Below are 14,082 nucleotides of genomic sequence, written 5' to 3'. Positions count from 1 at the left end.
GCCGCGGAGGTCTCTCCTGGAACGTTCCGCGACCGTCTGCGTCGCCGCAGCCGTCAGAAGCTGAAGCTCCTGAGCCAGAGGAGCATCAAGGTTCTCTCCGGGGTCCGCGGCCGGCATTTCGTCCGTCACCTCGTTTTCACATGCTTGCCGTTCAGAATGCGTTTTCGCTTGAGCGTGTGGTTCCGCTACGTCTTCGAGCACGGCGCTCTCGATCGCCACTTCTCCTTCTTCTGCGCTCCGCTCATGACCCACCATCGCAAGTGGATATTCGAGAGCAAATGGCTGCGTGGCTATCCGGACGAGGTCGTCTACTTCCTCCTCCTGAGCGACCGCTACGACGATGCCCTCAGGTTCGTGCGACTGCTCGATAAGCCCGTCAAGGTCGGCAACTCGCAGGGGATCGACGTCTTCGCCAGCTATTACTCGATGGACGTGTTGACCCAGGTCCATCGTTTTCAATGGCGCTGGCTTGCCGGCGCGTCGCCGCAGATGCGGACCTTCATGCGATTGATGCTCGAGCATCGCAATTTCCGGTACGAGGAGGGGCTTTTCCAGCGCCGCGATGTCTTGGCTCTGCCGACGGATGCGCGGGTAGGAGACTACATTCCGAACTTCTTCCGCGATCCGGACGTCGTCGATCGCTTGATGAAGGAGCTCAATCTCGAGCAAGGGGACGCCTCGCCGGATACGGCCGGTTCTGAGGGCGGCGACGGGGAGCGTGTCGCCAACGATACGCAAGACAACGCCGACTCGTTCGACGTCTACATGTTCTACGCCTATCGGCACCTGCTCTTGCGCACCTATCACAATGGCGAAGGCGATCTCGTCCCGCTGGTCTATACGCGCTGCATGGACACGCAGCGCCTCCTCCGCCGCAACCTCCCGTCGCCGTCGAAGGAGCTGAAGCGCTATCTGGACCGCATCGGCACCGATCTCTCGAACGTGCGTCTGCTGTCGCCCGACTGGAGCGCGTTGATCGGCCATAACGGCCATCTCAACGTCCACCTGATGATGCGCCAGATGGGCTGGTGGGACGAGCAGCCGGTGCTGCTCGCCTACAACGAACGGATCGCCAACAAGACCTTTCTGTCGCTGTTCTCCGACATCTGCCCGACATTGACGCTCGGCGAGCAAGACGTCTCGCCCGCAATGTGGCACGAGCTGGCGAGTCTGACGCCCTTCCTTGGCGATTCCCATCAGGCCTTCCAGTTCAAGGACGGTCGGTGCGTGTACTGGAACGATGCGGGATCGATGGCCTTGCAGCAATGGGAGCAGGACAATCGCGGTTTTCCGCTCCGGGACATCTACGACGCGCGGATGCGCGCCGACGACCGGACCGAGACGGTGTATCAGGCTCTGCGCAAGAAATGGGGGCTCAAGCCTGACGACTGGTTCGTCTGCCTGCACATGCGCGACGCCGAGGCGCGGGGCGAGACCCTCGGGACGGGCGAGTCGATCCGCAGCGCGGCGATCGGAAACTACCTCGATACGGTCCGCTTCATCACCGATCAGGGCGGCTGGGTCATCCGCATGGGCGGACGCAAGGCGCCGGCGTTGCCGGAGATGCCGCGGGTGGTCGATTACGCGCGGAGCGAGGACCAGATGCCCGAAATGGACATTCACCTCATGCGCCGGGCCCGAATCTTCATCGGCACGACCTCGGGCTTCGCCTATGTGGCGACCAGCTTCGGCATCCCGACCGCCATGGTGAATGCGCTGAGCTCGGTGGGCCTGTTGTGGTCGAAGGACACCCGATTCTCGCTCAAGCCGGTCCATACCCGCGAAGGGCGCCTGCTGTCGCTCAGCGATGTGACCTCCGAAACCTGGCGCTGGACGTTCCCGACCTATGAAACGGTCAAGAGCGCGGGCCTGACGGTGAGCGAAAGCAGCAGCGACGAGATTCTGGAAACCACCCGGGAAGTGCTGGACCTGACCTCGGGGGCGCTGCCGACCATCGCGCCGGTGAGCGATGACTGGGAAAAACGTGTGAATATCCCAGGATTCTTCGGCAGCTCGCGGCCGGCGCGCTACTTCATCGAGAAATATCCCGCTTTGATGGACGACCGTTCCTGAACCCGCTGGTCCGATGAATTTCGCCCATCCCAATCTCGCGCAGGCTGAAGCACGGGCCACGCCGCTCGGCTATCGCGAGGATATCGACGGACTGCGCGCGGTCGCCGTGCTGCCGGTCGTGATCTATCACGCCTTTCCAAGGGCCGTTCCTGGCGGCTTTTACGGGGTGGACATCTTTTTTGTGATCTCCGGCTATCTGATCACCGGGATCATCCACAAGCAGATGCTGGCGGGGACGTTTAGCATCGCCGACTTCTACGCGCGCCGGATCCGACGAATTTTTCCAGCGCTCATCGCGGTCGTGCTGACCACCCTGCTGATTGGCTGGTTGATCCTGCCGCCGCGGGAGCTGAAATCGCTCGGCACCAACATCGCCGGCGGCGCGATCTTCATTCAGAACTTCATTCTGCTGAGCCAGGTCGGCTATTTCGATCTCGCCGCCGAGAAGAAGCCGCTGCTGCATCTCTGGTCGCTGGCGATCGAGGAGCAGTACTATATCGTCTGGCCGCTGCTGCTGATGCTGATCGGCTCCTGGCGGCGGCGGAGCCTGGCGATCACGGCAGCACTCGCGGCGGCATCCCTTGTCGCCTGCCTGATCGTGCAGCCGACCGCCGCCGACTACGCATTCTATCTGCCGGTCACGCGGGCCTGGGAGCTGCTGGTCGGCTCCGGACTCGCGCTCTTCATGAGCGGACAGATGTCGGCTTCGCGTGCTCCGCTGCCACTCCCGGATCATCGTGCCTTGCGCGAGCTCATCGCGCTGGGAGCCATCTTTGCGATCGGCTTCGCATTCTGGCGCTACAGCCGACTGACACCGCACCCGGGGATTCACACGCTGCTTCCGGTTCTGGGAGCGGCGGCTCTGATTGCGACGGGCGGCACGCTGGTGCATCGGCATGTCCTTTCGTCGCCGCCTGCGGTCTTCATCGGCCTGATCAGCTACCCGCTCTATCTGTGGCACTATCCGCTGATGGCCTATGCCCGCATCCACTTTGTGGACCGAGTGCCCGTCTGGGCCATGATCGCGGTCATCATCGCCAGCGTGCTGCTCGCCTGGGCGACCTACCGGCTGATCGAACGGCCGATCCGCTTCGGCCGGAGATTGGTGCCGCTCAAGATCGGCGGTCTGCTCGCCGGCATGGCGACGCTCGGCATCGTCGGCGTGATCGCTGATCGCAGCAATGGTTGGCCGGCGCGGATACCCGACGAGATTCGTGGATTCATGCTCGACGGCAGCGAGACGTCGTCCTTCTGGCGCAACGGCAAATGCCTGCTGCTCGCCGATCAGAGCGAGTTCGCGCCGGAATGCCTCGGCACCGGCCGCCGCCCGCTCGTGGCGGTGTGGGGCGATTCCTATGCCGCTTCGCTCTATCCGGGACTGGCTCATTTCGGCCAGGAGCGGGGCTTCGATGTCGCGCAGTTCTCGATCTCAGCCTGCGCGCCGCTCATCGGCTACGTCAATGTTCAACGGCCGCTCTGCAAGCCCGCCAACGATACGGCGCTGAAGCACATCACGCAGCTGAAGCCCGACGTCGTCATTTTCTATGGCACATGGAGGCTCGCTGACGAGGAGGCTCGCCTCGGTCTCGAGCGGACCATCCCGCTGGTGAAGGCCGCCGGCGTGTCGACGATCGTGATCGCGGGGCCGCCGCCGACATGGCAGGGGGACGGACTGCCGGCCAATCTGCTCGACTATTACTTCCAGACCCGCACCGTGCTTCCTGAGCGGACCTGGATCCGTAGCGTCGACGAGTGGACGAGGCCGTTCGATGCGTTTCTCGCCGAGCAGGCGAAGCGATTGGGGGTGGACTACGTGTCGGTGCGCAGCATGATGTGCGACGCGAGCGGCTGCCTGACACGGATCGGTCCCGACGGATCCGAGATCACGACCTTCGATTCGGGACATCTGACCTATCCCGCCTCGCTCCTTGTCGCCCGGCATGTGCTCGATGCCGTGCCGGGCCTGCCGAAATAGACCGTGTCCGAGCGCCTTGGGGCCATCATGGATCATCGGACAGATCGGCCCCTTCGCGTCGATGAGCCAGACGACCGGCCCGGTCTCGGCCGGGCGGCGCGGCGCTATCTCTTATGGCTCGCGGCGCCGTCCGTCGTGCTCTTGGGAAGCCTCTGTATCTGGTTGACGCTCCAGGGGGGCGATCATCTGGGGGCGATCAGCAGGCCCGGCGATGCAGCGTGGTTTCGCGATTTCGGCGGCGAAGCCGTCACGGAGATCCAGGATCAGGATCTCTTCTATCATGATATCGGCCAATCGATCAGTTACGCGAAGCAGGCCGACGTCATCATTCTGGGCTCGTCCCTGGTGTCCTTTGCGCTCGATGGAGCCGTCATTCACGACCGCTTCGAGCAGCGTCACGGGCTCAAATTCTACAACATGGCGTTTGTCGGTGTCGCGAGCAGCGAGTTTGCCCGGCAAATCGCGCAAAAGTATCAGCTGCGCCCGCGGCTTTGGATCCTCAATGCGGATGACGGCGGTGGCGGCGGCAACTTCTTTCATCGCAACCTGGTGCGCGCCTTCGGGGCCGACGTTCGGCCGATCCCGAGCACCACGACGAGCCGCTTTGGCGCGTACGCTGCCGTGATACGCCGCAATCTGCGCTGGCGGCTCGAGGATGCAACGCGGGACCTGCGTCAAGTTCTCGGGCTCGCGAAGTCGGGGCATGTTCCTGCCTTTGAACGCAACGTGCAGACCGGCGCCGCGGACATGCGGTTGTTTCCGCGTTTTCTCGCCTCCGACAATCCCGGAGTGAAGATGACGCGCGATCCCGACTGCCACACCTCGCCGGAGATCATTGCCAATGCGCGCGACGTGGTCCGATCATTGGGGGCACCGGTCGTGCTGACCCTCGTCCCCAACTTCCACGGCTGTCTGACCCAGGTCCGTGAGATCGCCGACGCGTTGGGAGTAGAGACGGCGCTGCCGGAGCGAACCGACTATTCGAGCTGGGATGGCGGTGGTCATCTCGACGGCAAGGGAGCCGCCGACTTCACGCGGGATCTCGTCGAGGCGCTGGAGCGGACGCGTGCGTTTCAAGGAGTGCGCGACAATGGGGATCGCCGGCAGCGTTGATCTGGCCGGGACTGGCAGGGCGCAGCCTCTCGGGTCGGTCGAGGCGAGGGACTATCGTCCTGACATCGACGGGTTGAGGGCGGTCGCGGTGACGGCCGTGCTCGTCTATCACGCCTTTCCTCAACTGCTGCCCGGCGGTTTCGCGGGAGTCGACGTGTTCTTCGTCATCTCGGGCTATCTCATCACCGGCATTGTCGACCGGCAATGTTCGGACAAGAGCTTCAGCTTCGCGACCTTCTATGCCCGGCGCATTCTGCGCATCTTCCCGTCTCTCGTCACGGTGGTGATCGCGACATTCCTGATCGCCTGGTTCGTGCTGCCGGTGGCCGAGATGGAGGCGCTCGGATCGAACATCAAGGGCGCGGCCGCGTTCATCGAGAACTTCATGCTGCACGAGCAGGTCGTCGGATATTTCGATCCGGGAGCCGAGCGTCTGCCGCTGCTTCACCTCTGGTCGCTCGGGATCGAAGAGCAATACTACATCTTCTGGCCAGCGGCTTTCGTCGTGCTGGCGCGATGGCCGTCGCTCAAGGCCGTGATCATCGCCGGCTTGGGGCTCGGCTCCCTGATCCTGTGCCTCACGACACCGGCCAAGGAGGCTGCATGGGCCTTCTATTCGCCCACCACCCGGGGCTGGGAGCTCTTGGCGGGGTCGTTTCTCGTCGTCTGGCTGCGTAAGCGCCGTGGCCAGGGTCTTGGACCAGCGACCATGGGACCGGCAATCAGCGCTCTGCTTGCCGGAGTGGGGACAGTTGGACTGCTGGTTTCCTTCTTCGGCTTCAGCGGCGCATCGCCGTGGCCGGGCGTTCGGACGCTTCTCCCCGTGCTCGCGACCATGGCGCTGATCGCGACCGATGGCACGGCGGTTCACCGCGCATTGGCCCGCCCGGCGGCGGTCCGCATCGGGTTGATCAGTTATCCGCTCTATCTCTGGCACTTCCCGCTGATCGCCTTCATCAAGCTGCACTTCTCGGCGGAGGCGCCGGCATCCGCCTTGCTCGCGATGCTCGTCCTGAGCGTGCTGCTCGCCTGGCTGACCTATCGCTTCATCGAGCTTCCGATCCGTTTCGGATCGACACCGGTCGCCGGGCGGGTTGGCGCGTTGCTCGCGGCCATGATGGCCGTCATCCCGGTCGGCATCGCGGCGACCAGCACGCGCGGGCTGCCGATGCGCTTCGCCCCGGAGATCAGGGATTTCATGCTTTCAGGCACCGAGACCTCGGTGCATTGGCGGCGTGGCCGCTGCCTGCTGCTGTTGCAGCCGGCGTCGGAATTCGGCGCCGATTGCGCGGGTCAGGGGCGCAGGCCGCTGGTGCTGATCTGGGGCGATTCCTACGGCGCGGCGCTCTATCCGGGCCTGCTGCATTTTGCCGACGAGCGCGGCTATGACGTGGCGCAATACACCGCGTCCGCCTGTCCGCCGCTGATCGGCTACACGCTGGAGGCGCGGCCGTTCTGCAAGAGCATCAATGACGACGTCGCAGCACGGATCGGCCGCCTCCGGCCCGATGTCGTCATTCTCGATGCCACCTGGGGACACGCCGAGACCGTGCTGCGACAGGATCTGCCGCGCACGGTGTCAGAGCTCAAGGCCAGCGGCATCGCCAGGATCGTGCTGATGGGACCGCCGCCGAGCTGGCAAGGAGCAGGGCTGTCTCGCAATGTGCTCGATTACTATCGTCAGAGCGGGCAGGTGCTGCCCGAACGCACCTTCTTCCGCTCGAATGACGAATGGACGAGGGGACGCGATGCCCTGTTTCGCGAGCTCACGGCCGAACTCGGCATCGACTATGTCTCGGTTCGCGACGTCTTCTGCAACGACGACGGCTGTCTCAGCCGCATCGGCCCCGGCGCCTCGCAATTGACAGCGTTCGATCCGGGGCACCTCACGGTCCCCGGATCCATCTTTCTCGCCCGGCACACGCTCGACCGCGTCTTGCCAGCGAAGCCGTAACGCCTTGCTAGACCGGATCGGCCGGAATGCCGCGGTAGGAATGGATGATGAAGCGGGTGCCGCCGACCGAGTAGTCGCCGCAATTGCTGGCCTCGATGGCGAACATCTCGACCAGCTCCTTCCAGGCGCGGCGTTCGCCGGTGGTCGGGATGGCCCGGTTGGCGTTCCAATCATCGAAGCAGAGCATGGCGCCCGTCGAGACCATGCCGCGCTCGAACAGCGGGACCAGTGCGTCCATGGTCGACTGATACAGATCGCCGTCGAAATGGATCATCGCGAAGCGGGTCTCCGGCGGCAGCGTCTTCACGGTGTCGGCGAACCAGCCTTCATAGAGCTGGAAGCGGTGCGGCGGCAGGATCTTGCCGATCCTCTCGCGCAGCTCGGGGGCCGCCAGCACCTTGCAGCCGCCCTTGGCCCACGCGCCGGAGACAACGTGGGGGGAGTCGAGGTCGATCGGCGAGGTGATCTCGGGAAGGCCTTCGAAGCTGTCGAACAGCCGCAGCACGCGGAACGGGTTTTCTCCCGACGCACTCTTGGGGAGCGGCTGGCGCTGAGGATCGAACACCATCGAGGTCGCGATCGCCTTCGCGCTGAAGCCGCCCATGGTACCGAACTCGGCGATGTCGCCGATGACGTGCGAACTGTTGACGTATTGGACGCTCAGCGTCAGCGCGCGCGCAATCTCCTTCGCCAGCAGCGGCAGCACGTCGTCATAGCCGTAGAAGGAATCCGGCGACGGCAGATTGCGCATTTGATAGCGCTGGAGCGCGGTGTCCTGGATCGGCCGGCCGTCGTCGACGGGTGGGGCGGCCAGAGCCTGCGCCCGGGTGATTTCGCCCGTGGTCGCGAAGGGCCACGGCAGCGGCGGCTCCAGCATCACGGCGCGCTTGACCGACCGCAGCCAGTACAGCGCCTTCGGCGACAGCGTCTCGGCAATGGCGCTCTTCAGCGGGGTCAGCATACAACTTCTCCGACGTCATTCCGGCATGACCGGTGTAGCAGGGTTGATACCGCCTGGAGCCGCACGCGCTCCAGGCCACGGACCACCGGATTAGCGGTCGTTGGGGGGTGGTGCAAGCCGGACCGTTCCTGCCGGACAGCGCTCGGGTGAACTCGATCGAGCCCGGCCTCAGTACAGGCTTGTCGCGCGTCCCGCGACTGCCTCCTGATCGGCTGCCCGCTCCTTCGGCAGTTTGACGAAGAAGGGGTCCGCCGGCCAATGGTTCATGCCGACAACCATGATCTTCATGTCCTCGCCGGGCATCCGCGGCATGAACACGAGGTCGATCGCGGACCGCGTCTTGTGGGAGGGAGGGCTGCCACGGTGCATGAGACGCGTCGCGTCGAACACCAGCAGGTCTCCAGTCTTGCCGAGAACGGTGTGCTCCTTGCCGCCAGCGTCGCGATACTGGAATGGACCGGTCTGCGTGTCCACGTCACACAAATACAGCACGCCGCGAATGACGCCGGCCGGACAGCCGTCGCTGTGCCATTCCTGCGGGCCGACACCCGCGGTCTCATGCGGCAGCGAGCGCACCAGCCGGACGTTGGCGACCTGGGCGGGGCAGCCGAGAACGCCGCGGAAGAAGGAATCGAAGTCGCCGCCGCTGAACAGGCCATGCAGATAGTCGAGCAGCGCGGCCGAGGGGATTCCGGTCTGCAGGTCCTTCGTATACGGCGCAACGCTGTTGCCCGCCCAGTCCCAGGCGGAGTGGCGGTTGCTGACGTCCCGGTCGAAGCTTTCGGTCTCCCGGAACGTCGCAGCCTTTTCCGGATTCGTGCTGATGACCGTGACGCCGTTCTGCTGGAATTCGACGATCTTGTCGGCCAGCTGGCTGGGCGTCTTCTGCGGATCGAATTTCGGCGCGTGAGCGGTGCACATCGCCGGCGCCGCGTTGGCGGCCGGCAGCAGCGTCAGCCGGCGCGGCTGCACCGCGGCCGGGCGGCTCTCCACGCCCGCCGCCGATGGCGGCGCGGGCTCGAAAAAGCCGCTCAACCCGCCGAGCGTCTCGGTCCGGACGAGTTGATAGCCGAGGGCGCCGAGGGCCTGGTTGACGCCGCCCTTGAGCCGCTGCGTGGCAGTTCTGATCATGGATCCTACGGCCATCATGTCCTCATGTCGCGTTCGACTTGGCGGCCTGGAACGGGTTCAGGCCGCATGCCATCTGGTAATAGAGCTCGTAACGGGGGTGGTTGGCAACGAGGCCGCGGCTGTCGATCGCATCGTCGATCAGCCCCTCGAGCAGCAGACGGGCGCCCTTGGGCGGCACATGCACGCCGTCGAAGTCGAACTCCGGCCGCAGCAGGCCATCCGCGGTCAGATCGTTCCAGCGGTCGACCATGACGAGATTGAGCGAGCGAACCTTCGCGCCAAGCTTCCAGTTATAGGCCTGGACCAGCTTGGTGCGCACCGTCACCGGGCACTCGTAGCTCTGCAGCTCCTTGACGCGCGCTTCCTGCCGCGACGGAGGCACGATGCTCTGGACGTAGACGCGCTTGAAGCCGGCGCGGACCAGGTGCTCCAGCCCCGCGGCAAACGGCCGGAGCCGGGCCTCGATGGCTTCATCGATGAGATCCCACGGCACCAGCGGCTTGTCGAGCACCGGCAGGGTGGTCGGAAAGGGCGGAACGAAGTCGTGGCTGTCCTTCAACAGCTGCATGATCGGGCCGCGCACGTCGATCTCGCCGATCGTCAGCATGATCAGGGGCGGCCTTACCGCCTGACCGACGGCCTTCGCGATGGAGAAGTCGACCTCATCCATCGACAGATGGGTGGCGCGGCCGTTGCGGACCAATCCTTCATATTCCAGGAAGGCGATGAAGTCGGGATGAAACTCGCCGGTCGCAGGATTGTAGAAGTCCTTTGCCGTGATGCCCGGAATGTACTTCGTGTGCGCCATCACAAATGCGCCGGTCCACTTCTCCCGGAACACCATGTTCTTGTACGGAAGTGAATGGCTGTCGCCGACGATGTAGACCGGCAGGACCGTTTCGAACTCGGTATCCACGCTCAACTTTCCTCTCGATTCAATCGCTACTTGGGACGGCTCGCAGCGAGCGCCCGGTAGAACTCGTCTTCGTCGCAAACGATCTTCGGATCCTCGACCGGCGCAGCCGGACGCTTGGGCACGCGGGCGGAAGGAACCGCCGCGTCGGCGCTCGCACCCGTGAAATGCGCGAAGAACAGCTGCATCGCCCGCGCGACGCCTTCGGGGGTGACCGAGCGGGCGTCCTCGGCGAAGAACGCGCCGGCGTTCTTGGGATTCGTAATGACCTCGTAGGACGCGAAGTAGTGCACGTTCGCGTAACGGCGCACCATCTCCTCGGCCGCGACGCGCAGCACGCTCTTCGAGTAGGTCGTCGCTTGCAGCACGTGGCGCGGCTCCATGGTGGCGGCAAGCGGCACAGGCGAGACTGTGAGAATGATCTGCAGCCGGGGATTGGCCGCGGTCATCAGGTTGATCGCCTCGGCCAGATAACCGGTGGTTTCCGTCACCGACAGATTGTGAAACGCGTATTTGGTCTCGTCGAACTCGCCGGCGCTGCCGCAGCCGGGACAGGTCGGATAGACCGTGCCGTCGAGCTTCGACACCCAGCATTCGGTGAGGCCGAGCGTGAAGATGAAGACATCCGTGGTTTCGATGAGCTGCCGGACCGCTTTCAGATGCTGCTTGAGGTCGGCCTCTGCCTCGAACGACGAGGCGAAGCCCTTCGGCGTAATGCGCGGGCGCAGCAGGTCGAAGACGCGGCCGTCACCATCGGTCCAGAATTGATCCGCTGGCTGAAAACCTCCAAACGCACGCTGCATCAGCTGCAGCAGCTGCAGCGTGGTGTAGATGTTGCCGTAGCGGGCGGAGAACACGCCATAGCCGAAGCGCTCCTCCTGCTCGGGCGTCACGTAGGACGGGGCCGTTTCCGTCACATAGTAGTTGAAGCCGCGCTCCTTCAGCGCCCGCGAGATGTGCTGTGCGAAACAGCTGCCGGCCGACGCGATGCGCTGCTCGGGACCGAACTGCAGTCCTGACGGGAGGTGCGGATCGAGGTCCGACGTGGTGCGATCCGCCACGGCCTGACGCCAGAAACTGCTCGCGGGCAGAGTGTGGTACGGACAGCTCATTGCGGCCTCCCCAGGCTTTCATCCTACCGCAAGGACGTTTGTCGCATTGCTGCGCTCGGTCTCGCAATCAAGAACTGCGTGGCTTGATGCCACGATACGAATGAATGATGAATTTCGTGCTTTGGATCGAATAGTCGCCGCAATGGCTCGCCACGATATCGAACCGCTTGACCAGATCGGCCCAGGCCTTGCGCTCCCCGGCCTCCGGATCGGCCTCGTTGCAATTCCAGTCGTCGAAGCAGAGCATGGCGCCCTTCGAGATGAAGCCGCGTTCGAAGCAGGGCACCAGCGCGTCCATCGTCGAGGAATAAAGGTCGCCGTCGAAGTGAATGAGAGCGAAGCGCGTATCATCCGGCAACGTCTTGATGGTGTCCGCGAACCATCCTTCATGGATCTCGATCCGGCTCGGCGGGATGATCGCCTCGACCATGGCCCGCAGATCCTTTGCGCCGAGCACCTTGCAGCCGCCTCTGGCCCAGGCCTTCGATTTCACATGCTGTGACTCGAGATCGATCGGATCGGTGATCTCCGGCAAGCCTTCGAAACTGTCGAACAGGCGCAGCTTCCGCAATGGCTGGTTGGGCTGGTAGCGTGGATCGAACACCATCGCGTTGGCGAGGGTGCGCGCCGTAAAGCCCCCCATGGTGCCGAACTCGGCCACGTCGCCCTTCACATCGGCGCTGTTGATATACATCGTGGCCAGCGTCAACGTCCGCGCGATCTCCTTGGCGGGAAGTGTGAGGACATCGTCCACTTCGTAGAACAGATAGGGGGAGCTGATCTTCTGCTCGTGCAACCGCTCGAGCGCCTCGGTTTGACGTGTGCGCGGCCGGGGCCGGCCGCGCTCGTCGGTCGTATCGTTGTCGACGTTGCTCTCCCAGTGCTCCGGAGGGGGCTGCCCCATGATGGCGCGCTTGATGGAGCGCACCCTGAACACGAATGGGCGAGGAAACCATTCTGCAATCGTCGCCCTCAGAGAATTCGCCATCGCCACCCGGTCCCACGTTCCCGATTTTACCGCACAGTATAGACGTTTTCGCGGGCTCGCAAAATCAGCCGACACTTTTCCAGGGTCTGGCCGAGGCAATCCACAACCGGTCCGAGAGTCGGCCGGACTCGGCGGCGGTTCCGGCCGACGCCGCTGCGCGGCGTCGGGGCCCGTGGCAGCGGCGGCGGAGTCCGGCAGAGTGGGCTTATTCGAAGAAAATAAACTCGTGGTCCCCGGTGTAGCCGGAGCGCTTGAACTCGAAGGCCCATTCCTCGGGGGTATGGAAGATGCGGCAGGTGAGCTGCCAGTACATCAGGTTCACCTTCTCGCGCTCGTTGCGGTAGCCCTCGACGCAGAGATACTTGGCCCCGCGGCTGACGCGCTCCATCTCGCGCAAGGCGGCGTCGAGATCGTAGTTGTAGAGGTTGTGCAGCGTGTTGATCGAGATGACGAGGTCGAAATACTTGTCCGGGTAGGGCAGCTTGGCCGCGGAGCCGACCTGGCAGAACGGCTTCACGCTTTCCATCGTGTGCTCGACGCCGTAGGAGGAGATGTCGATGCCGGCGACTTCGAGATCCGGGATGGCCTCGCGGAAATCGTGCAGGATGAAGCCCTTGCCGGAGCCGACGTCGAGCACGCGCATGCCCGGCTTGATGCCGTAGGTCTCGATCATGGCGTCGGCGACCTTGCGCCAGCGGCCGTCATATTTGTAGCCGCCATAGCCGGTCTCGCGGCTGCCGTCCCAATAGTCGTAGTCGTACTTGATCGCCATCTCCGCGACATCGGCCTTGTCGCGCTGGGTGACGCGCGCGAGATAGTCGCGCTTGGTCGATTTGTGGACGAGACTGACGAACTCGCGATAGGCCATGAAGATCTCCAGGCGTGGGATTGTCGGTTAGTCGGATGTGGCGCCGATCAGGCCGAGCTGCGCCTCGGCCTTGGTGAGCTGCGCGGCGCAACGCTGCGCCCAGGCGCCGGTGTCGGCGAAGGCGCGTCTGAGAGCACCGAGCGGCAGGAAGTCGTTCAAGATGATGCAGGTCCATTTGACCTGGTAGGCATCGATCAGCAGCCGGCAACGCGCGACGCTGGCTGCGTCGAGCCCGAGGCCGTCGGTGAGCCGGTCGATGAAGTGCTCGTGCACGGCGAGCGGCACCGGCACCTCGGGCTGGCAGAAGAAGTCGGACACCAGCTTGGCCGGGTCGTCGCGGCCGGCATATTCAAAGTCGAGGAACGTGAGCTTGCCCTGGTCGTCGATCAGCGCGTTGTGGAAGCCGAAATCGGACGGCGACAGGCAGACCTGATCGGCGGGGATGGCGACGTCCGGGGCGAGCCCTTCGGCCGCGGCGCCACGCAGAATGGTCGCCTTGACCTCCGCCCAGGCTGGCTGCAGCCGTTTCGCCACGAAGGCCCTCGCCTCGACGACATGCGGCACGTCGGCATCGAGCGTCGCCAGCCGCGCCACCCGGCGCTCGACGGTGGCGAGGTGTTCGGCCAGGGAGAAGCAGGCCTCCGATCCCGGCGCCAGCGCGGGACGGGGCGGGGCGTTCACCGCCAGCACGAAGTCGATCGCGGCATCGACGTGAGCCGGCGCCAGTTCGAGCGCGGTCAGCTTGCGGCCCTCGACGAAGCTGTAGAGGCCAGCCTGCTCGGCGCGGTCGCAGGCCAAGGGCTCGGGCACGACGCGGACGCCGTGAGTCCAGGCGTGGCTGATGAAGCTCCACTCGGCGCCCAGACGGTCGCGGGTGTCGCGGGCGTCGGTGAAGTAGCGCTTGAGGACCAGCGGGCCGTCGGCTGTGTCGAGACGGAAGACCTGGTTGTTGCGGCCGCCGGCCAGCCGGGTCAGCGCCGTCGGGCTGGCCTTG

Annotated in this window: 12 protein-coding genes; 4 read left to right on the top strand and 8 right to left on the bottom strand. The window is 64.6% G+C overall.

Translation table 11 applies throughout. The features are described from left to right. The first annotated feature begins 174 nt into the window (after positions 1-174). On the top strand, positions 175-2,073 hold the full coding sequence (locus BRAO375_RS24545; protein ID WP_009030151.1) for a TIGR04372 family glycosyltransferase: 1,899 nt from the start codon (positions 175-177) through the stop codon (positions 2,071-2,073). A gap of 13 nt (positions 2,074-2,086) precedes the next feature. Beyond that, the gene (locus BRAO375_RS24540; RefSeq protein ID WP_009030150.1) at positions 2,087-4,048 is read left to right on the top strand and encodes an acyltransferase family protein; all 1,962 of its coding nucleotides are present in this window, start codon (positions 2,087-2,089) and stop codon (positions 4,046-4,048) included. Between the two features lie 111 nt (positions 4,049-4,159). Here the strand turns inward: BRAO375_RS24540 and BRAO375_RS38700 are convergent, their stop codons facing one another. Further along, positions 4,160-4,726, bottom strand: a complete 567-nt coding sequence (locus tag BRAO375_RS38700; RefSeq protein ID WP_244423271.1) for a hypothetical protein — start codon at positions 4,724-4,726, stop codon at positions 4,160-4,162. A 48-nt stretch (positions 4,727-4,774) separates the two neighbouring features. On the opposite strand from BRAO375_RS38700, the gene BRAO375_RS38695 reads away from it, so the two are divergent. Continuing rightward, positions 4,775-5,161, top strand: coding sequence for a hypothetical protein (locus BRAO375_RS38695; protein ID WP_244423269.1), 387 nt, complete (start codon positions 4,775-4,777; stop codon positions 5,159-5,161). Continuing rightward, on the top strand, positions 5,139-7,115 hold the full coding sequence (locus tag BRAO375_RS24530) for an acyltransferase family protein (RefSeq protein ID WP_009030148.1): 1,977 nt from the start codon (positions 5,139-5,141) through the stop codon (positions 7,113-7,115). Before BRAO375_RS38695 ends, BRAO375_RS24530 begins: the two co-directional genes overlap by 23 nt. A 7-nt stretch (positions 7,116-7,122) precedes the next feature. Here BRAO375_RS24530 and BRAO375_RS24525 read toward each other — a convergent pair whose 3' ends face one another. From BRAO375_RS24525 to BRAO375_RS24495, 7 genes are all read right to left on the bottom strand, one after another. After that, a complete protein-coding gene (locus BRAO375_RS24525; protein ID WP_009030147.1) occupies positions 7,123-8,076 on the bottom strand; it encodes a TylF/MycF/NovP-related O-methyltransferase in 954 nt (317 codons plus the stop codon). Between the two features lie 168 nt (positions 8,077-8,244). After that, positions 8,245-9,207 (bottom strand): phytanoyl-CoA dioxygenase family protein, encoded by a 963-nt coding sequence (locus tag BRAO375_RS24520; RefSeq protein ID WP_244423267.1) that lies wholly within the window; start codon positions 9,205-9,207, stop codon positions 8,245-8,247. Positions 9,208-9,229: 22 nt separating this feature from the next. Next, positions 9,230-10,123, bottom strand: a complete 894-nt coding sequence (locus tag BRAO375_RS24515; RefSeq protein WP_009030145.1) for a hypothetical protein — start codon at positions 10,121-10,123, stop codon at positions 9,230-9,232. A gap of 26 nt (positions 10,124-10,149) precedes the next feature. Then, complete coding sequence (locus BRAO375_RS24510) at positions 10,150-11,232, bottom strand: GSCFA domain-containing protein (RefSeq protein WP_009030144.1); 1,083 nt, start codon at positions 11,230-11,232, stop codon at positions 10,150-10,152. Positions 11,233-11,299: 67 nt separating this feature from the next. Then, a complete protein-coding gene (locus tag BRAO375_RS24505) occupies positions 11,300-12,220 on the bottom strand; it encodes a TylF/MycF/NovP-related O-methyltransferase (protein ID WP_009030143.1) in 921 nt (306 codons plus the stop codon). Positions 12,221-12,425: 205 nt separating this feature from the next. Next, complete coding sequence (locus BRAO375_RS24500) at positions 12,426-13,088, bottom strand: class I SAM-dependent methyltransferase (RefSeq protein ID WP_009030142.1); 663 nt, start codon at positions 13,086-13,088, stop codon at positions 12,426-12,428. Positions 13,089-13,115: 27 nt separating this feature from the next. Beyond that, positions 13,116-14,082, bottom strand: a 967-nt coding sequence (locus BRAO375_RS24495) for an aminoglycoside phosphotransferase family protein (RefSeq protein WP_035641944.1), incomplete at its 5' end; no start/stop codon positions are given.

This window comes from Bradyrhizobium sp. ORS 375 (assembly GCF_000239775.1).
Taxonomy (GTDB): domain Bacteria; phylum Pseudomonadota; class Alphaproteobacteria; order Rhizobiales; family Xanthobacteraceae; genus Bradyrhizobium.
The sequence above is the reverse complement of the archived record's forward strand: the minus strand, read 5'-3'. Positions and strand labels throughout refer to the sequence as shown.